Origin of the sequence: Nonomuraea sp. KM90 (assembly GCF_052246675.1) — a bacterium.
Lineage (GTDB): Bacteria > Actinomycetota > Actinomycetes > Streptosporangiales > Streptosporangiaceae > Nonomuraea.
On record NZ_JBQQCB010000001.1, the window covers coordinates 269,646 to 292,373 of the forward strand.

A 22,728-nucleotide genomic window follows, 5' to 3' on the forward strand; every position below is an offset into this window, starting at 1 on the left:
GTCACGCCCCTTGCAAGGGGCTTGCAGCACCGTCCGCGGCCTCATCGCGACAGCGCCGCCGAGACCAGGCGGGCCGCGGCGACGGCCGCCTCCTTGTCCGCCGGGGCGGTGGCCGCCGCGTCCTCACGGTGCCAGATCACCTCGCCCAGCAGATTACTCGTGCGGAAGAGCAGCGTGCTGTACGCGGTGCCGCTGTCGGTGGAGGTCAGGTAGTACTTGAAGGTGCTCTGGACGATCGCCGCCTCCCCCACCCCCGTGACGTCGGCGACCGCGCCGCGCTTCCAGCGCCGGTCACTGCCCTCCGCGGCGGCCCGGGTGGTCTTCTCGCTGGCGAAACGGCGCTGCGCCACCTCGGGGCCGCCGAGGTCGCCGGTGGGGCGATCCACCCAGGCCCGCACGACGAGCCGGCGGGCCGAGACGGTGCCCTCGCGGATGAGCCACTGGCACTCGCCGGGCCGGGTGAGGCTGCGCTCGGGGGCGCCCTTCATGAGCCGGGCGGCCTCGGCGTCGCTGAGCAGGGAGCAGGGGTCGGGCGCCGTGGCGTAGGCGCCGGTCTCCTGGTCGGGCCCGCCGAGGGCGGAGGCGGCGTACCAGCCGCCCCCGCCCAGCGCCACCACGGCGGCGAGCGCGGCGGGCAGCAGCCACCAGCGGCGGCGGGCGGCGGGGCGGTGGGGGCGGGGAGCCGTGTCGGGGTCGGTCAGCGGGATCAGCGCCTGGCGGATCTGCGCCGCGGTGGGGCGGGTCGCGGGGTCCTTGGCGAGCATGGCCATCAGCAGGCCGCCCAGGTCACGGCCGGCCCTGGCCGGGAACGGCGCCTGGTGCAGCAGCACCGCGGCCGCGACCGCGGCGGGCAGCTCCCGCTCGAAGGGCGCGCGGCCCTCCACCGCGGTGTACAGGCTGGCGCCCAGCGACCACAGGTCGGAGGCGGGGCCGGAGGGCTCCTCGTTGAGCCGCTCGGGGGCCATGTAGCCGGGCGAGCCCGCGCTGCCGTACCGGTCGCCCCGCCCGCCCATCGGCGCGGCGATGCCGAAGTCGGTGAGCATGGCCGAGCCGTCGCCGTCGAGCAGGATGTTGGCCGGCTTGACGTCCTGGTGCAGCATGCCGTGCGCGTGCGCCACCTCCAGCGCCGACAGCACGCGCAGCCCGATCGCGGCCACGGACGAGGGGGGCAGCGGCCCCCGCTCCTTGATCACCTTGTCCAGGGAGCGGCCGGTGACCAGGTCCATGATGATCCACGGCTGGTCGCCCTCGAGGACGACGTCGTGCACCAGCACGATGGCCGGGTCGCGCAGCCGGCCCGCCGACCTGGCCTCGTGGATGGCCCGGTCGGCGAACTCCGCCCGCTCGTACGGGCTCATCCCCTGCGGCACCCGCACCTGCTTGACGGCGACCTGCCGGTCGAGCGTCTCGTCGATCGCGCGCCACACCGTGCCCGCGCCGCCCTGCCCGAGCCGCTCGATCAGCCGGTAACGCCCGGCCAGCAGGTAGAGGTCACCGGGCATTGCGCAACGCCTGCTCGCTCGCCTGGGCGGCTCTCAGGGCCGCCTGCCTGACGTCCTCGTCGGTCGGCTTGTCGGCGAGCGTGGCGTATTCGACGCTCACCACCAGGTTGGCCAGCCGGTAGAAGACGTGGGCGGAGTGCACCCGGCCCGTGGATCCCTTCAGCTCGAAGCCGAACGCCTCCTCGCCGAGGCCGGTGATCTGGTGCACGGGGGTGCGCTTTGCCTTCCTGGAGGTCTTCACGCCGATCTCGGGCCAGGTCCAGTCGATGTCCTCGTATTTGGACCAGTAGCGCTTCTGGTTCTGGAAGAGCGCGCGGGCCGAGACGTCGGTCATGGACCACGGGTCGACGGTGTCGGAGTCCTTCTGCACCTGCAGGCCCACGCCGGTGCCCGGGACCGGCCAGCCGCACTTGGGGCCCACCTCGTCGGAGTCGGGCTGGGCCTTGGGCGGGCTCTGCGTGCGCAGCAGCCTGCCGACCTCCTGCTGCGGGATCAGCGTGCACACGTCCATCGGCACGGTGAACGCCGCCTGCGCCGCGCCATCCTGCCGGTTCAGCAGCAGGAAGGCGGCCGCGCCCGCCGCGACGACCACGACCGTGCCGGCGGCGATCCAGAGTGCGGCCCGGCCGCGCCGCGTGACCGTGCCGGGCACGGTCACGTCGTGGCTGGCGGGCAACCGGGGCGCGGGCCCGCCCGCGGCGACCTGCCTGAGCGCCTGGACGGCCACGGCCGGATCGGGACGGGCGGCGGGGTGCTGCGCCATCATGGCGGCCAGCAGCGGCCCGAGCGGGCCCGGCGCGACGGGCACCGGCTCCATCAGCGTGGCGCGCACCCGCTGGGCCACCGACCCCGCGTAGGCCGGCGCGCCCGTCACGGCGACGTAGAGGGTGGCGCCGAGCGACCACAGGTCGCTGGCCGGGCCGCCGGGCTGGCCGTCGAGCCGCTCGGGCGCGATGAAACCGGGCGAGCCGATCATCATCCCGTGCTCGGTGAGCGAGGCCTGCCCCTCCTGCCTGGCGATGCCGAAGTCGGTGAGCACCACCCGGCCGCTCTCGGTCAGGAAGACGTTGCCCGGCTTGACGTCGCGGTGCTGCAGCCCCTGGGCGTGGGCGACGCCCAGCGCCTCCAGGACGTCGGCGCCGATCCGCGCGGCGTGGGCGGGCGGCATGGGGCCGAACTCGCGTACGGTCTCGGCCAGCGTGCGGCCCCGCAGCAGCTCCATGACCAGCCACGGCCGGTCCTGCTCCACGACGACGTCGTGCAGCGCCACGATGCCGGGGTGGCGCAGCCGCGCGGTGGCCTGCGCCTCGCGCACGGCCCTGGTCACCGAGTCGGAGCGCTCCTTGGGCGACATGCCTTCGGGCAGCGTGAGCTCCTTGACCGCGACATCGCGATCAAGCATCTCGTCCCTGGCCAGCCACACCGTTCCCATGCCGCCCGCGCCCAGGGGGCGCAGCAGGGAGTAGCGGCCGGCAAGTCTTCCCGCGGACATAAAGGGAAGGGTAACTAAAGACCAAGAGGGGTGGTGACTCGTTCCTGTCGGTCCCCCTCTCTATGGTCTTGGTTCGTGGATCCGGTTCAAGGCACTCTCGACGAGCTCGGCACCCCGCTGAGCGACGTCACGTTCGTCGTGTTCGACCTCGAGACGACCGGCGGCGCGCCTGCCGAGGACGCCATCACCGAGATCGGCGCGGTCAAGGTGCGGGCGGGCGAGGTGCTCGGCGAGTTCTCCACGCTGGTCGATCCGGGAGGGCCGATACCGCCGTTCATCTCCGTGCTGACCGGCATCACCGACGCCATGGTCATGGCCGCGCCGAAGATCGAGTCGGTGCTGCCGAGCTTCCTCGAGTTCATCCGCGGGGCCACGCTGGTGGCCCACAACGCCGGCTTCGACACCCGCTTCGTCAAGGCCGCCTGCGCCGCGCTCGGCTATCCCCCGCCGGCCAACCCGGTCGTCGACACCGTCGACCTGGCCAGGCGCGTGCTGACCCGCGACGAGACGCCCAACGCCAAGCTGGCCACGCTGGCCAGGTTCTTCCGCAGCCCGGTCGAGCCGTGCCACCGCGCCCTGCAGGACGCCAGGGCCACCGTGGACGTGCTGCACGGGCTGATCGAGCGGGCCGGGTCCTTCCAGGTCCACACGCTGGAGGAGCTCAAGTCGTTCGTCCGGGCCCCCACGCCGGAGCAGCAGCGCAAGCGCCATCTGGCCGAGTCCGTGCCCCACGCGCCCGGCGTCTACCTCTTCGAGGACGAGCGCGGAGAGGTCCTCTACATCGGCAAGAGCACCAACCTGCGCAACCGGGTGCGCTCCTACTTCACGGCCGGCGAGACCCGCCCGCGCATCCGGGAGATGATCGGCATCGCCGAGCGGGTGCGCCACATCGTCTGCTCGACCGCGCTGGAGGCGGAGGTGCGGGAGCTGCGCCTGATCGGCGGCGCCAAGCCGCGCTACAACCGCCGCTCCCGCTTCCCGGAGAAGATGGTGTGGCTCAAGCTCACCTCCGAGGTGTTCCCGCGCCTGTCGATCGTGCGCGAGCTCAAGGACGACGGAGCCACCTACCTGGGTCCCTTCAGCAGCGCCCGCCTGGCCGACGACGCCCGCATCGCCCTGCACGAGGCGGTCCCGCTGCGCCAGTGCACCCAGCCGGTCACGCTGCGCACCCGGCGGGCGGCCTGTGTGCTGCACGAGATGGGCCGCTGCGGCGCCCCGTGCGAGGGCCGGGAGAGCCCGGAGGAATACGCACTGCACGTCGAGAGCGCGCGCCGCGCCATGACGCTCGACGCCTCGCCCGTCTTCACCGCCGTGTCGGCCCGCATGGAGCGGCTCTCGGTCGAGCAGCGCTACGAGGAGGCGTCCGTCGACCGTGACCGGCTGGCCGCGTTCGTCCGCACGGCGGCCCGCATGCAGCGCCTCAGCGCCATCACCCGCATCCCGCAGCTCGTCGCCGCCAGCCCGGCGTTCGGCGGCGGCTGGGACATCCACGTCGTCCGCTACGGGCGGCTGGCCGGGGCCGGGGTCATGTCGAAAGGCACCCATCCCACCGCTTTCGTGGCCTCGCTGACGGCCACCGCCGAGGTGGTGCTCCCCGGGCCCGGCCCGGTCCACGCCGCCAGCGCCGAGGAGACCGAGTGCATCCTGCGCTGGCTGGAGTCACCCGGGGTGCGGCTGGTGGAGGTGGACGGGGAGTGGAGCCTGCCCGCGCGGGGCGCAGCCCGCCACAAGGCGCGCATCGACCTCGCCTACCGCCATCTCGACCAGCGCCACAATCGGGAGGGGCGACCTTTGGGGTGAAACGATAGAGTTGATGCATGGTCACGGCTATCGTCCACATCAATGCAGAGGTAGACCGGATCCCGGAGGTCGCCCAGACGATCGCCGAGATCGAGGGGGTCAGCGAGGTCTACTCCATCACCGGCGAATACGACCTGCTGGCCATGGTCAGGGTCGCCGCGTACGAGGAGATCGCCGAGGTCGTCCCGGGGCGGATCAACAAGGTGGCCGGGGTGCTGCACACGGAGACGCACATCGCCTTCCGCGCCTACTCCAGGCACGACCTGGACGCGGCCTTCTCGATCGGCTTCCCCGAGGCCGACTGACCGCCGCCACGAGCACCGGCCTCCAGGGGGTCCGCTGCCGCATGCCCACGAACCGGGGCCTGCGCGGTGCGGCCTCGACACCCCGGCCCAGGCGGCACGCCTCGGGGCGCCCGCACCACCCGCGCCCCCATGCGAACAGGTCCCGTTGCGCCACCCCGTTCTCCGCCGCGCCGGACCGGCGGCGCCGTCTCACCACCCGGAACGCCGGACGGGCCCGGACGAGGAGATCCTCGTCCGGGCCCGTCCGGTTCGTGGCGTCAGGGTCAGTGACTGATGCTGCGGTCGTCGCCACCGGAGCCGATGGCGGCGTGCTCCTCCTCGTGCCCGTGCCCATGCCCGTCGTCCAGCGGGATCTTCTCCCCGCCGTACGCCTTCGACATGCGCCCGCGCAGCTTGCCGAGCGGGCCGCGCATGCCCTTCGGCGGGATGCCCGAGGTGTCCTCGTCCACCGGCAGCATCGGCACCGGCGTCTTGCCGCGCATGTGGGCCTCGATGTCCTCCGACGGAGGCGTGTGGACCTCGATGAACTCACCGTGCGGCAGCCGCTTGATCACGCCCGACTCCACGCCGTGCGAGATGACGGCCTGGTCGGACCGCTGCAGGCCGAGGCACATGCGGTAGGTGATCAGGTAGGCCAGCGCCGGGGCGACGAAGATCAGCACTCGACCGGCGTAGGTCGTGTGGTTGAGGCTGACGTGGAAGTTCGCCGCGATCTCGTCGTTGGCGCCGAGCAGCCACAGCACACCGTAGAACGTGATCGCCGACATGCCGATCGAGGTGCGGTGCGGGTTGTTGCGGGGACGGTCGGCGACGTGGTGCTCGCGGTTGTCGCCGGTCACCCAGCGTTCCAGGAACGGGTAGAGCGCCAGGCCCGTCATGATGATGCCCATCGGCACCAGCGCCGGGATGATGACGCTCAGCGGCAGCGTGCCCGCGTGGGACGTGCCGAAGAGGTTGATCTCCCATGGCGGCATGATGCGCAGCGCGCCTTCGAGGAAGCCCATGTAGAAGTCGGGCTGCGAACCGGCCGACACGTCCGCGGGCGTGTAGGGGCCGAACAGCCAGATCGGGTTGATCTGGGTGAACGTCGCCAGGCCGCTGATCACGGCCAGCGTGAACAGGAAGTACGCGCCCGCCTTGGCCATGAAGGCCGGGTAGAACGGCGCGCCCACCACGTTCTTGTTGTCGCGGCCCTTGCCCGGCATCTGCGTGTGCTTCTGCACCCACATGAGCACCATGTGCGCCGAGATCAGCGCCAGCAGGATGCCCGGGATGAGCAGGATGTGCAGCGAGTAGAACCGGGAGATGACATCCTCACCCGGATATTCCCCGCCGAACAGGAAGAACGTGATGTACGTCCCCACCAGCGGCAGCGAGATCGCCACACCCTCGGTGATCCGCAGACCGGCGCCGGAGAGCAGGTCGTCGGGGAGGGAGTAGCCGGTCAGACCCTCGGCCAGCGCCAGCGTCAGCAGCAGCACGCCGATGATCCAGTTGAGCTCGCGCGGCTTGCGGTAGGCGCCGGTGAAGAACACGCGCAGCGCGTGCACCATCATGCCGGCCACGAAGAGCAGGGCCGCCCAGTGGTGCATCTGCCGCATGAGCAGACCACCACGGACGTCGAAGCTGAGCTCCAGCGACGATGCGTAGGCCTCGGACATCAGGACGCCCTTGAGCGGCGCATACGAGCCGTCGTAGGCGATCTCCATCATGCTGGGCTTGAACCAGAGCGTCAGGAACGTACCGGTCAGCAGCAGGATGATGAAGGAGTAGAGCGCGATCTCGCCCAGCAGGAACGACCAGTGGTCCGGGAAGATCTTGCGCATGTTGCGCTTGAGGAAGTTGGCCCCGCCGAGGCGCTCGTCGAGGAAGTTCGACGGCCCGGCGATGGCCTTCGGCGTCGTCTTCAGCTCGTCACTCATGCCTGGCCTCCCTTCGACCTGGCCTCGGCCTCGGCGTCACCGCGTTCCCAGTAGCTGGGACCGACCGGCACGTCGAAGTCACCCTGGGCGATGAGGTAACCCTCGGCGTCGACGGTGATCGGCAGCTGCGGCAGCGGCCGCGCGGCCGGGCCGAAGATGACCTTCGCACCGTCGGCGGCGTCGAACGTCGACTGGTGACACGGGCAGAGGATGTGGTGGGTGTTCTGCTCGTACAGGGCCGCGGGGCAGCCCACGTGGGTGCAGATCTTGGAGTACGCCACGATGCCGTCGTGCGTCCAGTTCTGCCGGACGCCGCTCTTGATCTCCTCCGGACGGAACTTGATCAGGATGAGCGTGGCCTTGGCCAGAGCGGTCAGGTCGTGCTGGTAGCCCTCGGGGACGACCGACAGGATGCCGCCGGGCGAGTTGAAGTCGGCCGCCCTGATGGGCTGGCCGGTGCCCTCGACGACGAGCCTGAGCGGCTTGCCCTCCTTGGTCTTCTCACCCCAGACCGTGTGCCGCAGCGTCTTGTTGAACTTGGCGCCGGGCATCTTGCTGTTGTCGAGGTCGCGCAGCAGCACCAGCGGCACCAGGCCGAGCGGCGCGGCCGCGAGCAGCAGCGTGCGGCGCAGCAGCTTGCGCTTGACGAAGCCGCTCTCGTTGGCGCCCTGGATGAACGTCTCCGACACGACCTCGCGGTCGTCCTCGTCGGAGGCCATCGCGTGGCGCTCCTGGACCAGGGAGTATTTCGGCATGATCTGGCGGACCCAGATCACGATGCCGACCGCCAGGCCGAGGATCGCCACCGTGAGCGAGCCGCCCAGCGCCAGGTTGGACGTGCCCGTCGCCTCGGGGCTGCCGACCTGGAACACGACGTAGGAGATGATGAACGCGATGGCGGCCAGGAAGGTGATCGTGAAGCAGAGCGCCACGATCTTCTCGGCCTTGCGGGCCTTGGTCTCGTCCTGGAGCGTGACGCCCGGGACGTCCTCTTCGGCTTCGGCCGCCTCGGCGGTGCCGAGCATCGAGGTGCCCGGCGCGGGGGTGCCGATGACGCGCTTGGGGACGCGGTCGTCCGGCTGCTCGATCTCGTGCTCGTTGTCTGTCATGACTTCTGTCGCTTCTTCGCGGTGATCCAGATGGCGGCGAGTGCGAGGGCCGCGATGCCCACCACCCACGCTACGAGACCTTCGGTGACCGGGCCAATGCGGCCGAGGCCGAAACCACCGGGGTCCTTCTGCTCACGGACCTGGGTGATGTAAGCGATCATGCTGCGCTTCTCTTCGGGCGTGATCGTCGAGTCGTTGAAGACCGGCATCGCCTGCGGCCCGGTGACCATCGCCTCGTAGATCTGCGTCGGCGTCGCCTCGTTGAGGTTGGGGGCGTACTTGCCCTGCGTGAGGGCGCCACCCGCGCCGACCCAGTTGTGGCACTGGATGCAGTTGGCGCGGAACAGCTCGCCGCCCTTGCCGGCGTCACCGAGCTTCGGGTCCACCTGCTCGTGGCCCGGCACCTGCGGGCCGCCGCCGAGCGACTGCACGTAGGCCGAGATCTGCCGCGTCGTCGTCTCGTTGACCCAGGGGGCCAGGGGCTTGCGCGGAGCCTGCGGCCCCGGCGCGCCGGCCGGCATGCGCCCGGTGCTCATCTGGAAGTCGACGGCCGCGGCGCCGACGCCGATGAGCGTGGGCGCCGTGGTGGTGCCCTGCGCGCTCATGCCATGGCAGCTCGAACAGTGCTGGACGAACAGGCTCTTGCCCTCGGCCACGTCATCGACCTTGCCCGCCGCCAATGCCGCGTCGGCGGGCTTACCCACCTGGACAAAGGCGGTGTATGCCATCCCGACCAGCGCCAACGCGAAAATCAGGACGGCGTATCTCGCGAGGGGATGCCGCCGCCAAGCGGTGATCCTAGTCACAGAGATCCCGTTCCTTAACGAATGATGTAGATGGTCGCGAAAAGACCGATCCAGACGACGTCTACGAAGTGCCAGTAGTAGGACACGACGATCGCGCTGGTGGCCTGCTCATGCGTGAAGCGCTTCGCGGCGTACGTGCGTCCCAGCATGAACAGGAACGCGATCAGGCCACCGGTCACGTGCAGGCCGTGGAAGCCCGTCGTCAGGTAGAACACCGAGGTGTAGGCGTTAGCGGACAAGGTCGCGCCCTCTGACGCCAGCTCCATGTACTCGTACAGCTGCCCGGCGACGAAGACCGCGCCCATGAGGAAGCTGACGATGTACCAGAAGCGGAGCTTGCCGACCTGCCCCTTCTCCGCGGCCCACACGCCCAGCTGGCACGTCACACTCGACAGGACCAGGATGATCGTGTTGACCGTCGCGAACGGGATGTTCAGGTGAGCGCCCTCGGCGAGCTCGAGGCCCGCCTTGTGCAGCGCGGGGCCCCATACGAGCTCCTGGCCCTCGCTCACCGACCGGATGGTGAAGTACATCGCGAACAGCGCCGCGAAGAACATGAGCTCAGAGGACAGCCAGACGATCGTGCCCACGCTGACCAAGTTGGGTCTGCGGTACGACTGTGCTGTCGTCGTCGAAGTTATTGCGGATGCTGTCGCCACGGGCAGCATTATTGCGGCTCCGGTGGTCGGTCCGGCGCACGACCCCCCGTTAGGAGGTACAAACCGGGAGCCAACCTGGGATAATCGACACAAAACACCCACCAGGCATGGTGGCCTGGGTCTGCACGCCGACGCACCGGTACGATCCCAGGTGACCATACCGTTTCGACTGATAGTGAGCGCGACCGATGTCCACTGGGAGCACCGACGAGAAGATGAAGGTCCTCGTCTACAGCGATGACGCCGCCACCAGGGCCGAGGTGAGCCAGGCCATCGGCAGGCGCCCCGCGGCCGACGTACCCCTCGTGGAGATCGTCGAGTGCGCCACCGAGCCCAAGGTCCACCAGTGGCTCGGCTCGGGCGAGATCGACGTGGCGGTCCTCGACGGCGAGACGCAGCCCGCGGGCGGCATGGGCGTCGCGCGCCAGGCCAAGGACGAGGTCTACGACTGCCCGCCCATCTGCCTGATCATCGCCAGGCGCGACGACCGCTGGCTGGCCGACTGGTCCAAGGCCGACGCCGTGGTGCCGCAGCCCCTGGAGCCCATGGTCCTGGCCGACACGGTGGCCGACCTGATGCGCCGTCGCTCCTCCACCCGCCTCAACGCTAAGTAGGTGCCCATGGACTCCCGGACGACCTGGCCCACCCTGCTTTCCGCTCTCCTGTCCGGAGAGCACCTCACATCCGACGAGTCGGCCTGGGCGATGCGGGAGATCATGTCCGGCGCCGCGACGCCCTCCCAGATCGCCGGCTTCGTGATCGCGCTGCGCGCCAAGGGCGAGACGGTGGCCGAGGTGGTGGGCCTGGCCCGCACCATGCTCGACCTGGCCACGCCGCTGAGCGTGGAGGGCCCCGTGGTCGACGTCGTCGGCACGGGCGGCGACCGGGCGCACACCGTCAACGTCTCCACGATGGCCGCCATCGTGGCCGCCGCCGCGGGCGCGCGCGTCGTCAAGCACGGCAACCGCGCCGCCTCGTCCTCCTGCGGCGCCGCCGACGTCCTCGAGCACCTGGGCATCCGGCTCGACCTCACGCCCGAGCAGACCGCGCAGGTGGCGCGCGAGGCGGGCATCGCCTTCTGCTTCGCGCCGGTCTACCACCCCGCGCTGCGCTTCGCCGGCCCCACGCGCAAGGAGATCGGGGTGCCCACGGTCTTCAACTTCCTGGGCCCGCTCACCAACCCGGCCCGCCCGGCCGCCCAGGCCATCGGCGTCTACGACGCCGCCATGCTGCCGGTGCTCGCGGGCGTCTTCGCCGAGCGCGGGGTCTCCGCCCTGGTCTTCCGCGGCGACGACGGCCTCGACGAGCTCACCATCGCCGCCACCTCGACCGTCTGGGTCGTCAAGGACGGCACGGCGACGCAGACCACCTTCGACCCGGCCGTGCTCGGCATCCCGCGCGCCGACGTGGGCGCGCTGCGGGGCGGGGACGTGGCGTTCAACGCCCAGGCGGTCCATGACCTGGTGCGGGGGAAGACGGGGCCGGTCCGCGACGCGGTGCTCCTCAACGCCGCCGCGGCCCTGGTGGCGCTCGACGGGCCGGGGGACGATCTGGACTCGGCCATGATCGACGGCTACGCCCGCGCGGTCCAGGCCGTCGACTCCGGCGCCGCCGCCGCGGTCCTGGACCGCTGGGTCGAAGCCAGCAGTTCCTTCCGCCCCGCCTGACCCCACCCCACCCCGGACTCCCCGCCCCACCCGGGCCCACGCGGCCAGCCCGCTGGGCCCGCCCGACCCACCCCGGGCCCACGCACCACCCACCCGAGCCTGCCCGGCCATGGCCAAAGCGCCACGTCCCCGGGCCACCGCCTCGCCCGCCCCGTAACCCGTCGGTGCTCTCTCGTGGGCAGGGCGCCTCAGCAGGCGGGCGCGCCTTGCCACGGGCCACGCGTCAGGGGCGCTCTTCCGGGCGTCGTCCCTCAGACAGACATCCGGGACGTTTCAGGCGTCCGCGTGGCGTGACCCCGCCGACGCGCCACCGAGAAACCGCCCACCACGGCCGGCGCAGGAGGCGAAGCCCCCGCCGGTCAGGGCAGGGTCGTGGTCGGGCCGGCCTTGAGCGCGCTCCACTTGAGCCACTGCTTCCAGGTCTCCTGCCAGTGCCCCCACCCGTTCGTGGGCTCCAGCTTCCGGGGCGACCCCGTGATGATGATCGGATCCCCGATCAACGTGTGCTTGATGAACCACGCCGCGTTGGCCGGGCTGATGTTCACGCACCCATGGCTGACGTTCGAGTTCCCCTGCGACCCCACCGACCACGGCGCGCTGTGCACGTACTCGCCGCTGTTGGAGATCCGCACGGTGTTGTACACGGTCAGCTGGTAGTACCCGGGCGAGCCCGGCCCGATGCCCGGCGAGGTCATCACCGTGACGGGCTCGCGCGACATGGCCAGATGGATGCCGGAGGTCGTGTAGTACTTCCACTGCCCGCCCTGCCCCGCGCTCATCGGCATGGTGCGGATCTTCTTCCCGTCCCGCCGGACCACCAGCACGTGCTCGTTGGTGCTGCCCTTGGTGATCTGCGAGCGGCCGATCTTGAAGTCGAGCCGTACGTCCCGCTTGCCGTACATGCCCGGCCCCCCGCGCACCCCCGCCAGCTTGGCCTCCACGCGCACCTTCGTGTGCGCCGGCCAGTACTTCTGCGGCCGGAAGTCCACGTGCTGGCTGTCGAACCAGTGCCAGGCCCCCTCCACCGGCTTGGAGCTGTGGATGCTGAGGTTGCGCTCGACGGCGACCCGGTCGGTCACCGGCTTGTCGAAGGCGATCATGACGGGCATGCCGACCCCGACGGTGAGGCCGGTGTCGTCCTTGTTCGGGGTGATGGTCTTGATGTCGAACGTCTGCTTGCCCTTGACCGTCCTGAACGTGCTGCGCGTCTCATTCTGCTTGCCCGCGGCGTCCACGGACACGGCGGTCACGGTGTAGTCGGTGCTCGGCCGGGCGGTGCCGACGCTGCGCCAGCGGGTGCCGTCGGAGCTCAGGACGCCTTTGAGCGGCCCCGACTTGCCGCCTTCCACCTGTACGCTCCTCAGCTTGCCCCCATGGGCCGAAACCACCACGGGCTGGTCCGTGGGCACGTTCGAGGTCTTGTCCGCCGGAGAGACCCCCACAGGGGCGCTGCGTGCCCCGCCCGCCATCGCGACCCCCTCGGGCTCCTCGGCCGGGCCGGCCGCCGAGCACGCCGTCAGCAGCGCCAAGGCCAGCAGGCCGGCCGATCCATACGCTCCGCGCCCCACGAGTACTCCCTCGCCCAAGATCCAACCACTTCTGCCTCCTTTATTACCCTGAGTGATCGAATCACCACATCCGCGCCCTGGTAAAGAACACCAAAAAGCGGGCGTCTCCCGTGAGGGAGAGCGCCCGCTCCAGGTGTGGGGCTCAGTGCGAGAAGTGACCCCGGTAGTACTGGAACACGAACCCGATCATGGCCATGATGATCAGGAACACGCCGATCAGGAACATCCAGAAGCCGATCACGAACCCGGCGAAGGCGAAGGCCGCCGCCAGGCACAGGAACAGCGGCCACCAGCTGCTCGGGCTGAAGAACCCGATCTCGCCCGCGCCGTCGCTGATCTCGGCCTGCTTGTTGTCCTCCGGCTGCGCGCCGATGCGCCGCGCCGTGAACATCAGGTAGTAGCCCACCATGAACGCGAACCCGACCGAGATGGCCATGGCCGTGGTGCCGACCGGCTCACCCTGACCCGTCGCCGCCTTGGTCCAGAACCAGTAGGCGATGTCGACGCCGGCGAAGAACACGCCGCACAGCAGGAACAGCCAACCCTGGACCTTCATCAGGCCTCAACCTCCTGGGCGGACTTGGCGGAGACATGCGGATAGTGCAGGTCGAACGCGGGACGCTCCGACCGGATCCGCGGCAGCGAGGTGAAGTTGTGCCGCGGCGGCGGGCAGGAGGTCGCCCATTCGAGCGAGCCGCCGTAACCCCACGGGTCGTCCACGGTGACCTTGGGCGCGCTGCGCCAGGTCTTCCAGACGTTGTAGAAGAACGGCAGCGTCGAGGCGCCCAGGATGAACGCGCCCACCGACGAGAGCAGGTTGAGGTCGGTGAAGCCGTCGGCCGCGCTGTAGTCGGCGTAACGGCGCGGGAAGCCCGCCATGCCGAGCCAGTGCTGCACGAGGAACGTGGTGTGGAAGCCGATGAACAGCAGCCAGAAGTGCAGCTTGCCCAGCTTGTCGTCGAGCATCTTGCCGGTGAACTTGGGCCACCAGAAGTAGAAGCCCGCGAACATGGCGAACACGACGGTGCCGAAGACCACGTAGTGGAAGTGGGCCACGACGAAGTAGGTGTCGCTGATGTGGAAGTCGAGCGGCGGCGAGGCCAGGATGACACCCGTCAGACCGCCCAGCAGGAACGTGATCAGGAAGCCGACCGAGAACAACATCGGCGACTCGAAGCTCAGGTGCCCGCGCCACATCGTGCCGATCCAGTTGAAGAACTTCACGCCCGTCGGGACGGCGATGAGGAACGTCATGAACGAGAAGAACGGCAGCAGCACCTGCCCGGTCGGGAACATGTGGTGCGCCCAGACCGTGATGGACAGACCGGCGATCGAGATCGTGGCGCCGATGAGGCTGATGTAACCGAAGATCGGCTTGCGGCTGAAGACCGGGATGATCTCGGTGATGATCCCGAAGAAGGGCAGCGCGATGATGTAGACCTCTGGATGGCCGAAGAACCAGAACAGGTGCTGCCAGAGCAGCGCGCCGCCGTTCTCGGAGGCGAAGATCTGGGTGCCCAGCTTGCGGTCGGCCTCCAGGGCCAGCAGCGCGGCGGCCAGCACGGGGAAGGCCATCAGCACGAGCATGCTGGTCAGCAGGATGTTCCAGGTGAACATCGGCATGCGGAACATGGTCATGCCCGGAGCGCGCATGCAGATGATCGTGGTGATGAAGTTGACCGCGCCGAGGATCGTACCGAGGCCCGACAGCGCCAGACCCATGATCCACAGGTCGCCGCCGATGCCCGGCGAGTTGATCGCGTTGGACAGCGGCGTGTACGCGAACCAGCCGAACGAGGCCGCGCCGCCCGGGGTGAAGAAGCCCGACACGGCGATGATGCTGCCGAACAGGTAGAGCCAGTAGCTGACCATGTTCAGGCGGGGGAAGGCCACGTCGGGGGCGCCGATCTGCAGCGGCATCAGCTCGTTGGCGAAGCCGGCGAACAGCGGCGTCGCGAACATCAGCAGCATGATCGTGCCGTGCATGGTGAACAGCTGGTTGAACTGCTCGTTGCTGGTGAACTGCAGCCCCGGCTGCGCCAGCTCGGCCCGCATGATCAGCGCCATGATGCCGCCGATCAGGAAGAAGGCGAACGACGTGATCAGGTACATGTGCCCGATGATCTTGTGATCAGTCGAGGACAACCACTTGGCGATGATCTGGCCCTTGGTGACGGGCCGGACCGTCGTGGTCCTGAGTGGCTCTTGGATGGCGGTCACTGGGCACTCCCCGCCTGGTGCGTCGCGATGTACTGGTCGAACTCTTGCTGTGAAACGAGCTTCACGGAGAACAGCATCCGGCTGTGGTCGACACCGCACAGCTCGGCGCAGCGGCCGGCGTAGGTGCCCGGCTTGTTCAGCGTGGTGATCTGGAACTTGCGGCCCGGGTTGCCCTCGGGGATGCCGGGGATGACGTCACGCTTGAACAGGAACTCCGGCACCCAGAACGAGTGGATGACGTCGTCGGTCGACAGATCGAACTCGACCTTCTTGTTCACCGGCAGGACCAGCTGGGGGCCCTGCTTGTAGTCGCTCACCGGAGTGCCGGCGACGGGCTGCAGCGTCTTCCCGTCGGTGGTCGTGGTGAAGCGCCAGCTCCACTGGAACGCCTCGACCTTGACCTTGACGGTCGCGTCGCCGTCCACCTTGGAGAGCACCTCGCTGTCACGGGCGGTGAAGTAGAAGAACACCGACACCATGACGAGCGGGATCAAGGTGTAGAGCATCTCGATCGGCAGGTTGTAGCGCACCTGCGGCGGGAGCTCGGCCTTGGCCCTGCGCTTGCGGTGGAACACGGCCGCCCACAGGATCAGGGCGATGACGACAGCGCCCGTGGCGAGTGCGGCGATCCAGGCCCCGTTCCACAGACTCTGGACCACGCCACCCTGCTCGGTGATGTGGTCGGGAAGAAGGCCGCGAGACCAGTCGGCCTCGGGGACGTCATTAGCACACGCCGTAGCAGTGGCCAGCAGCAACGCCAAAGCGGCGGCGCGCGGCACCCTGCGCCGGGCCAACGAACGCCGCGTCGTACGGCGAGTCGGACTCACGGATCGCCTACCCCACAGATGAAGCCCAAGAGTCTCTCCCTTGGGCGCTCGTATTTCTGTTTTCTGTATCAAGCACAGACTGACAAGCAGACACATTAGCGTGCAGGGGCCTCGCCCTACCGCGCGACCCCTCGATGGCGCCGGAAGTGGGACGATGAGTCTCGTGGCGTATTTCGACGCGGCTTCGAGCGAGCCGCTCCACCCCCAGGCACGCGAGGCGCTGCTGGCGGCGGTCGACGCCGGCTGGGCCGATCCCGCGAGACTCTACGGCCAGGCCCGCCGCGCGCACCTGCTGCTGGAACAGGCCCGCACGGAGGTGGCCGAGGCGCTCGGCGCGCGCCCCGACGAGGTGTCGTTCACCTCTTCGGGCACGCAGGCCGTGCATCTCGGCGTGCTCGGCACCCTACACGGCAGACGCAGGGCCGGACGCCACCTGGTGACCAGCGCGGTCGAGCACTCCAGCGTGCTGCACGCGGGCGCCGTCCACGAGCGCGAGGGCGGCACGGTCGAGACGGTGGGCGTGGGCCTGACCGGGCGCGTGGATCCCGATCGGTTCGCCGAGGCGGTCGCGCGGCCCGGCACGGCGCTGGCGTGCCTGCAGACGGCCAACCACGAGGTCGGCACGCTGCAGCCGGTCGCGGAGGCCGCCGCGGCCTGCCGGGCGCACGGCGTTCCGCTGCTGGTGGACGCGGCGCAGACGGCCGGCCGGATGCCGGTGCCGCCCGGCTGGTCGGTGCTGACGGCCAGCGCCCACAAATGGGGCGGACCGGCCGGTGTGGGCGTGCTGGTGGTGCGCAAGGGCACCCGGTTCCGCTCCTACCTGCCGGAGGACGAGCGGGAGCGGGGGCGGGTGCCGGGCTTCGAGAACGTGCCGGGCGTCGTCGCGGCGGCCGCGGCCCTGCGCGCGATGGCCGCGGAGGCGGAGCGGGAGCAGGCGAGGCTTTCCGGGCTCGTCGCCAGGATCAGGGAGACGGTCCCGAAGCTCGTCCCCGACGTGGAGGTCATCGGCGACCCCGTTGACCGGGCGCCGCACATCGTGACGTTCTCGTGCCTGTACGTTGACGGGGAGGCGCTGCTGACCGAGCTCGACAAGGCGGGATTCGCCGTATCGTCCGGAAGTTCGTGCACCGCTAGTACGCTTCGTCCATCGCACGTCCTGGAAGCGATGGGCGTGCTGACGCATGGGAATGTCAGGGTGTCGCTGCCCACGGGCGCGGCGGCGGACGAGGTCGACAGGTTCCTCGCCGTGCTGCCCGACCTGGTCCGCCGCATCCGTCAGGACGCAGGAGTCGCATGACCGAGGTTACTCAGCCGGCTTTGACGATCGACGCGCTCGGGAAGAAGTGCCCGATCCCGATCATCATGCTCGCCGAGCAGATCAACTACGTCCCTCTGAACGCCGTCGTGGCCGTGCTGGCCGACGATCCGGCGGCCTATACGGACGTGCCGGCGTGGTGCAGGCTGAAGTCTCATCGCCACGTCGGGTCGTACGAGCTGCCCGAGGGCGGCTGGGCGATCCACGTCAGGCGCAACTACTGATTTTCCGGCCCGTCCAAAATTCCCGATTCAGCTCCGCACACCGGGTAGGGGCTTTCCGTACGAGTCATCGACCTCAGGGGAAAGCCATGATCAGCGGACATCCGCACGAAACCGCCCGCGATGTCATGAGCGCGGGGGCGGAGTGCATCAGCGCGCACGAGACCCTCGACCGGGCGGCGCAGATGATGCGCAGGAGCAACGTGGGAGCGCTGCCCGTGTGCGGGCCCGACGACCGCGTGACCGGCATCATCACCGACCGCGACATCGTGATCAAGTGTGTCGCGGCCGGCCACGACCCGGCGCAGGTGACGGCCGGGGATCTGGCGATCGGGCTGGTATGGGTGCCGTCGGACGCCACCGTGGAGGACGCCCTGGCGCGCATGGAGGAGCACCAGATCAAGCGGCTTCCGGTGATGGACGAGGGCCGCATCGTCGGCATGATCAGCGAGGCCGACCTGGCCAGGCACCTGCCCGACGACCAGCTCGCCGAGTTCGTCCACCGTGTCTACGCCATGCGCTGACCTCCGGACGCGGCGTTTCAGGGCTCAGGGGTGGTAGCAGCGGACGTGCTCGGCGATCTCGGCGGCCGCCTCGGCGCCGTACGCGGCACTGAACCGCTCGAGGAAGGACGTCTGGCCGAGCTCGTACTCCTGGCCGCCCACGCGCTCGAGCACGTGCGTGGCGGTGAGGTTGCCGATCTGCCCGCACCGCTCCAGGGGCAGGCCCCAGGCCACACCGGACAGGAAGCCGGCGCGGAAGGCGTCACCGACGCCGGTGGGGTCGGCCTTGCCCCGCTCGGGCGCCGGGGCGACCTGAATGGACGGCTCGCCCTGGCGGTCGATGACGGCGCCCTTGGGGCCGAGCGTGGTGATCCGGACGCCGACCCGGCCGAGGATCTCCTCGTGGGACCAGCCGGTCTTCTGCTCGATCAGGCCCTTCTCGTAGTCGTTCGAGAACAGGTAGGCGGCGCCGTCGACGAGCTGGCGGATCTGCTCGTCCTCCATGCGGGCGAGCTGTTGGGAGATGTCCGCGGCGAACGGGATGCCGCGCTGGCGGCACTCGTCGGAGTGGCGCAGCATCGCGTCGGGGTCGTTGGGGCTGATCAGCACCAGGTCGAGCCCGCCCACACGGTCGGCGACGGGCTGCAGCTCGATGAGCCGCGCCTCGGCCATGGCGCCGGTGTAGAACGAGGCGATCTGGTTGTGGTGCTCGTCGGTGGTGCACAGGAAGCGGGCGGTGTGCTGGGTCTCCGAGATGTGCACGGAGCCGCAGTCGACGCCGTGGCGCTCCAGCCACGAGCGATAGTCGGCGAAGTCGTTGCCGACCGCGCCCACGAGTATCGGCTTGAGGCCGAGGCAGCCCATCCCGAAGGCGATGTTCGCGGCGCAGCCGCCGCGACGGATCTGGAGGTCATCGACCAGGAACGACAGTGACACCCGGTCGAGCTGCTCGGCGATGAGCTGATCGCCGAAGCTTCCAGGGAAGGTCATCAGGTGGTCTGTCGCGATGGAGCCGGTTACGGCGATGCGCACGGGGTTCTTCTTCCTCGTTGTCAGCAGGCCAATGGGCCCCACGAGGATACGCGAAGGTCCCGCACGCACAAAGGCGAGCGGGACCTGGCGACCACCGGCGACCCGGACTAGTTGAACGAGTCACCACAGGCGCACGAGCCCGTGGCGTTGGGGTTGTCGATGGTGAAGCCCTGCTTCTCGATCGTGTCGACGAAGTCGATCGAGGCACCCATGAGGTAAGGGGCGCTCATCCGGTCGGTGACCACACTCACGCCGCCGAAGTCCGACACGACGTCGCCGTCCATCGACCGGTCATCGAAGAAGAGCTGATAGCGCAGGCCGGAGCAACCTCCCGGCTGCACGGCGACCCGCAGCTGCAGACCCTCCTCGCCCTGCTGCTCCAGCAGGCTCTTGACCTTCGCGGCGGCCGCGTCAGTCAGGATCAGGCCCTGCGTCGTGGTCTCGCTGCTCTCAACCGTCATCTGCTGACTCCCTAACCCGGCTGTCTGTTTCCGACGTCCTACTAATGACGCTACCAACACCAGCGCGATGCCACACATTCCCGGGGTCCCCTCCTCTGGAACAACCCCCGGAATAACCACGTACGCCCATGTGTCATGATGAGTATCGTCACAACGACGATAAGGGGGTATGGCCATGGCCACCCAGACTGGGCTGCCGCTCTTCGTCCTCGGCCGGAACGCCGATCCGCACAGCGAGAAGGGGGTCGACTGCCCCGGCGAGCTGCCGCCGGCCTCCGACCCCGGCCTGGTGGAACGTGCCCGCAAGGCCAAGGAGGCGCTCGGCGACCGCCTGTTCGTGCTCGGTCATCACTACCAGCGCGACGAGGTCATCCAGTTCGCCGACGTGACGGGCGACTCGTTCAAGCTCGCCCAGCAGGCGGCCGCGCGGCCCGGGGCGGAGTTCATCGTCTTCTGCGGCGTGCACTTCATGGCCGAGTCGGCGGACATCCTGACCGGCGACGCCCAGAAGGTCGTCCTTCCCGACCTGGCGGCCGGGTGTTCGATGGCGGACATGGCCACGTTCGACCAGGTCGAGGAGTGCTGGGAGGCCCTGGAGGACGCCGGGCTGGCCGATCAGGTGATCCCTGTCACGTACATGAACTCCAGCGCCGACATCAAGGCGTTCTGCGGCCGGAACGGCGGCGCCGTGTGCACCTCCTCCAACGCCCGCCGCGCCCTGGACTGGGCGTTCGAGCAGGGCCAGAAGGTGCTCTTCCTGCCCGACCAGCACCTGGGCCGCAACACGGCGGTGCTGGAGATGGGCATGTCGCTGGAGGACTGCGTGGTGTGGAACCCGCACCGCCCCAACGGCGGCCTGACCCAGGAGGAGCTGGAGCGCGCCAGGATGATCCTGTGGCGCGGCCACTGCTCGGTGCACGGCCGCTTCACCGCCGAGTCCGTGGACGACGTACGCGAGCGCATCCCGGGCGTGAACGTCCTCGTGCACCCGGAGTGCCGCCACGAGGTCGTGCTCAAGGCCGACCACGTGGGCTCCACGGAGCACATCATCAAGACCCTGCGAGCGGCCCCCGCGGGTTCGAGCTGGGCGATCGGCACGGAGCTGAACCTGGTCAAGCGCCTGGCGCAGACCTTCCCGGACAAGAACATCTCGTTCCTCGACCGTACGGTCTGCTACTGCTCGACGATGAACCGGATCGACCTGCCGCACCTGGTGTGGGCGCTGGAGTCGCTGGTGCTGGGCGAGGTCGTCAACCAGATCACGGTGGACGAGGACACCACCCACTGGGCCAAGGTCGCCCTGGACCGCATGCTGGCCCTGCCTTAAGCCCTGCCCTGAGCTCTGCCTGAGCTCTGCCTGAGCTCTGCCTGAGCTCTGCCTGAGCCCTGCCTGAGCCCTGCCTGAGCCCTGCCCTGAGCCCTGGCCGGTCAGCCCCGCGGTGCTTGTGTCGCGGGGCTGACCTGCGCCAGGAACGCGCTGACGGCCTCACGGAAGCCGTCCGGGTCCTCGGTCCAGGGCAGGTGCCCGGCGCCCGCCAGGACCACCCTGGTCACGCGCGGCAGGGCCCGCTCCAGCGAGTCGACCGCCCAGCGGGGCCGGATGTCGCGGTCGCCGTCCACGATCAGCACGGGCACCTCCAGCGTCGCGCACCGCGCCCGCAGCTCGGGGGAGCCCCATTCGCGGGCGTTCTCGGCGTTGATCGCGGCGTTGCACGCGAAGTTGACGCCCAGCCACGGGGTGGCCATGCGCTCGGCCTGTTCCAGCGCCCGGTCGCCGGTGAAGTCCGCCGACCACTGCAGCACGGAGAGCTCCCGGTCCTCGGCGGGCGTGCGCTCGCGATTCTTGAGCTCCGCCCACCGCTCCAGGTGATCGCCCAGCCTGGCGCGCAGGTCACGAGAGTAGTCGTCGTGCCAGGGGGCGTCCGGGTCGATGCCGGTGCCGGCGACGTACACCAGGCCGCGTACGCGCCGGGGGTGGTCGAGCGCGTAGCGCAGGGCGAGCTGGGCACCCCAGGAGTGGCCGAGCAGCACCATGCCGTCCAGCCCGAAATGACGCCGCACCGCGTCGAGGTCGGCGACCGACCGGCCCACCGAGTACGGCCCGCACCGCTGCGACCGCCCGCACCCCCGCTGGTCCCACCGATGCACGGCGGCGCCTCCGGCCAGCAGCGCGGCCACGTCACCCAGCGTGTCCCACAGCCCCGGCCCTCCGTGACAGAACACCACAGGGACACCCTGACCGGCCCGGCACGCCCACAACCGCACGCCGTCCTCGGTCACCACCGTCTCATCCACGCAGACCAGTCTGTCCCCCGCTGATCACCGAAGCCAAGCCCTCCCGCCGCGGTCGCGCCACGCGCCTCTTGCCGTCTGCCCCACCCGGCCCCGGGCACACCCGGGGCGCCCGCGACCGCTTCCCCGCGCCCGAGCGCGCCCCGCAGCCCCCAGCGCCGCGAACCAGCGACCGCCCCTCACTTCGGCGGGGGTCCTTTGGGGAGGAAAGGACGCCGCGAGGGTCGCGTGGCGCGCTCGCGCGCACGGCGGGGAGGACGTGCGGGCAAAACGGCGGGGTGCGGACGTACCGGCGGGACGGCGAGAAGGGGACGTGCGGGCGGGACGACGGGGAGGGGGCGTGGGGGGCCGGGCTAGGCGAAGTCGTAGCCCAGGCGCACCCGGACCGTGAGCGCCTGCCGACCGGGCTGGACCGAGTTCCCGGACTCGGCGGCCATCAGGCTCGCGCGCATCGGCACCGGCGGCCCGAACCCGTGCTCCTCGGTCACCGACACCACCCGCCCCAGCGGCCGCCCGGCCAGCTCGGCGTACTGGGCCGCCTTGGCCGCGGCGTCCCTGAACGCCCTGACCCTGGCCTCGGCCAGGGCCGCCGCCTGGTCCGACAGCTCGAAGGCCACGCCGTTGAGCCTGGCCTCCTCCCCCACCCCGGCCACGGCGTCGATGACGCGGTCGGCCTGGCTCACGTCGCGGACCACGACCTCGACCCCCTGCGCCGCGCGGTAGGCGGCCACCTTGGGATAGGCCTCGTACTCGGGCCCCAGGGACAGCTCCACCGTGGTCACGTCCCGCGGCTCGATCCCCGCCTGGCCGAGCAGCTGGGAGAGCCGGGCCGCGGCGGCACGTACGGCGGCGAACGACTCCGCGGCGGAGGCCCGGCGGACCTCGACGCCCGCGTGCAGCCGCAGGGTGTCGGGCTCGGCCAGGACGGCGCCCTCGCCGGTCACGGTGATGTCCATGGCGCGTCCCCTCCGGTGGGTTCCCCTTGATCCTAGAACGTGCCGCCCGCGCCGCAAGGACCTACGGGGAG

General features: G+C 70.0%; 22 protein-coding genes. 8 read left to right on the top strand and 14 right to left on the bottom strand.

Annotated elements, in window-relative coordinates:
* Positions 1–41: 41 nt before the first annotated feature.
* Entirely contained in the window at positions 42–1,502 is a 1,461-nt protein-coding gene (locus tag ACTWPW_RS01590) for a serine/threonine-protein kinase (protein ID WP_443167744.1), read from the bottom strand.
* Positions 1,492–2,994, bottom strand: coding sequence for a serine/threonine-protein kinase (locus ACTWPW_RS01595; RefSeq protein ID WP_443167745.1), 1,503 nt, complete (start codon positions 2,992–2,994; stop codon positions 1,492–1,494). The genes ACTWPW_RS01590 and ACTWPW_RS01595 overlap by 11 nt, the downstream gene beginning before the upstream one ends.
* Before the next feature lie 75 nt (positions 2,995–3,069).
* Between ACTWPW_RS01595 and ACTWPW_RS01600 the strand changes: the two genes are divergently transcribed.
* Together ACTWPW_RS01600 and ACTWPW_RS01605 are read left to right on the top strand one after the other, a co-directional pair.
* Positions 3,070–4,794 (top strand): DEDD exonuclease domain-containing protein, encoded by a 1,725-nt coding sequence (locus ACTWPW_RS01600; protein WP_443167746.1) that lies wholly within the window; start codon positions 3,070–3,072, stop codon positions 4,792–4,794.
* A gap of 17 nt (positions 4,795–4,811) precedes the next feature.
* Positions 4,812–5,099: an Lrp/AsnC family transcriptional regulator gene (locus ACTWPW_RS01605; protein ID WP_364113453.1), complete on the top strand. Its 288-nt coding sequence runs from the start codon at positions 4,812–4,814 to the stop codon at positions 5,097–5,099.
* Positions 5,100–5,362: 263 nt separating this feature from the next.
* On the opposite strand, the gene qcrB is transcribed toward ACTWPW_RS01605, so the two are convergent.
* Genes qcrB through ctaE form a run of 4 tightly spaced genes read right to left on the bottom strand, consistent with a single transcriptional unit; the run spans position 5,363 to position 9,604 of the window.
* Positions 5,363–7,021, bottom strand: coding sequence for a cytochrome bc1 complex cytochrome b subunit (gene qcrB, locus ACTWPW_RS01610; protein ID WP_375109131.1), 1,659 nt, complete (start codon positions 7,019–7,021; stop codon positions 5,363–5,365).
* Positions 7,018–8,130 carry a cytochrome bc1 complex Rieske iron-sulfur subunit gene (gene qcrA, locus ACTWPW_RS01615; protein ID WP_375109130.1) on the bottom strand — a complete coding sequence of 371 codons (1,113 nt, stop codon included), beginning with the start codon at positions 8,128–8,130 and terminating at the stop codon, positions 7,018–7,020. The genes qcrB and qcrA overlap by 4 nt, the downstream gene beginning before the upstream one ends.
* The gene (qcrC, locus tag ACTWPW_RS01620) at positions 8,127–8,936 is read right to left on the bottom strand and encodes a cytochrome bc1 complex diheme cytochrome c subunit (RefSeq protein WP_375109129.1); all 810 of its coding nucleotides are present in this window, start codon (positions 8,934–8,936) and stop codon (positions 8,127–8,129) included. Before qcrC ends, qcrA begins: the two co-directional genes overlap by 4 nt.
* A gap of 14 nt (positions 8,937–8,950) precedes the next feature.
* Positions 8,951–9,604 carry an aa3-type cytochrome oxidase subunit III gene (gene ctaE, locus ACTWPW_RS01625; protein WP_443167747.1) on the bottom strand — a complete coding sequence of 218 codons (654 nt, stop codon included), beginning with the start codon at positions 9,602–9,604 and terminating at the stop codon, positions 8,951–8,953.
* Between the two features lie 179 nt (positions 9,605–9,783).
* Here ctaE and ACTWPW_RS01630 point away from each other — a divergent pair, with 179 nt between their 5' ends.
* Both ACTWPW_RS01630 and trpD read left to right on the top strand, forming a co-directional pair.
* Positions 9,784–10,209 (top strand): hypothetical protein, encoded by a 426-nt coding sequence (locus ACTWPW_RS01630; protein ID WP_443167748.1) that lies wholly within the window; start codon positions 9,784–9,786, stop codon positions 10,207–10,209.
* Between the two features lie 6 nt (positions 10,210–10,215).
* Entirely contained in the window at positions 10,216–11,262 is a 1,047-nt protein-coding gene (gene trpD / locus ACTWPW_RS01635) for an anthranilate phosphoribosyltransferase (RefSeq protein WP_375109126.1), read from the top strand.
* Positions 11,263–11,621: 359 nt separating this feature from the next.
* Here the strand turns inward: trpD and ACTWPW_RS01640 are convergent, their stop codons facing one another.
* From ACTWPW_RS01640 to ctaC, 4 genes are all read right to left on the bottom strand, one after another.
* Positions 11,622–12,830 (bottom strand): L,D-transpeptidase, encoded by a 1,209-nt coding sequence (locus ACTWPW_RS01640; protein WP_375109125.1) that lies wholly within the window; start codon positions 12,828–12,830, stop codon positions 11,622–11,624.
* A 142-nt stretch (positions 12,831–12,972) separates the two neighbouring features.
* Positions 12,973–13,386, bottom strand: coding sequence for a cytochrome c oxidase subunit 4 (locus ACTWPW_RS01645; protein ID WP_364113469.1), 414 nt, complete (start codon positions 13,384–13,386; stop codon positions 12,973–12,975).
* Entirely contained in the window at positions 13,386–15,050 is a 1,665-nt protein-coding gene (ctaD, locus tag ACTWPW_RS01650) for an aa3-type cytochrome oxidase subunit I (protein ID WP_364113471.1), read from the bottom strand. Before ctaD ends, ACTWPW_RS01645 begins: the two co-directional genes overlap by 1 nt.
* Entirely contained in the window at positions 15,047–15,877 is an 831-nt protein-coding gene (ctaC, locus tag ACTWPW_RS01655; RefSeq protein WP_443167749.1) for an aa3-type cytochrome oxidase subunit II, read from the bottom strand. Before ctaC ends, ctaD begins: the two co-directional genes overlap by 4 nt.
* 154 nt (positions 15,878–16,031) lie before the next feature.
* Here ctaC and ACTWPW_RS01660 point away from each other — a divergent pair, with 154 nt between their 5' ends.
* The 3 genes from ACTWPW_RS01660 to ACTWPW_RS01670 all read left to right on the top strand — a co-directional run bounded on the left by ACTWPW_RS01660 (position 16,032) and on the right by ACTWPW_RS01670 (position 17,937).
* Entirely contained in the window at positions 16,032–17,174 is a 1,143-nt protein-coding gene (locus tag ACTWPW_RS01660) for a cysteine desulfurase family protein (RefSeq protein ID WP_443167750.1), read from the top strand.
* Complete coding sequence (locus tag ACTWPW_RS01665; protein WP_043638353.1) at positions 17,171–17,416, top strand: sulfurtransferase TusA family protein; 246 nt, start codon at positions 17,171–17,173, stop codon at positions 17,414–17,416. Before ACTWPW_RS01660 ends, ACTWPW_RS01665 begins: the two co-directional genes overlap by 4 nt.
* A gap of 86 nt (positions 17,417–17,502) precedes the next feature.
* On the top strand, positions 17,503–17,937 hold the full coding sequence (locus ACTWPW_RS01670) for a CBS domain-containing protein (protein WP_375109122.1): 435 nt from the start codon (positions 17,503–17,505) through the stop codon (positions 17,935–17,937).
* A gap of 24 nt (positions 17,938–17,961) precedes the next feature.
* On the opposite strand, the gene ACTWPW_RS01675 is transcribed toward ACTWPW_RS01670, so the two are convergent.
* Both ACTWPW_RS01675 and erpA read right to left on the bottom strand, forming a co-directional pair.
* Entirely contained in the window at positions 17,962–18,948 is a 987-nt protein-coding gene (locus tag ACTWPW_RS01675) for a carbohydrate kinase family protein (RefSeq protein WP_375109121.1), read from the bottom strand.
* 107 nt (positions 18,949–19,055) lie between these two features.
* Positions 19,056–19,409 (bottom strand): iron-sulfur cluster insertion protein ErpA, encoded by a 354-nt coding sequence (gene erpA, locus ACTWPW_RS01680; RefSeq protein WP_090930529.1) that lies wholly within the window; start codon positions 19,407–19,409, stop codon positions 19,056–19,058.
* Positions 19,410–19,578: 169 nt separating this feature from the next.
* Here erpA and nadA point away from each other — a divergent pair, with 169 nt between their 5' ends.
* Positions 19,579–20,736, top strand: a complete 1,158-nt coding sequence (gene nadA, locus ACTWPW_RS01685) for a quinolinate synthase NadA (RefSeq protein WP_443167751.1) — start codon at positions 19,579–19,581, stop codon at positions 20,734–20,736.
* Positions 20,737–20,837: 101 nt separating this feature from the next.
* On the opposite strand, the gene ACTWPW_RS01690 is transcribed toward nadA, so the two are convergent.
* Positions 20,838–21,704: an alpha/beta fold hydrolase gene (locus ACTWPW_RS01690; RefSeq protein WP_443167752.1), complete on the bottom strand. Its 867-nt coding sequence runs from the start codon at positions 21,702–21,704 to the stop codon at positions 20,838–20,840.
* Between the two features lie 350 nt (positions 21,705–22,054).
* Entirely contained in the window at positions 22,055–22,657 is a 603-nt protein-coding gene (locus ACTWPW_RS01695) for an SIMPL domain-containing protein (protein ID WP_443167753.1), read from the bottom strand.
* Positions 22,658–22,728 lie beyond the last annotated feature (71 nt).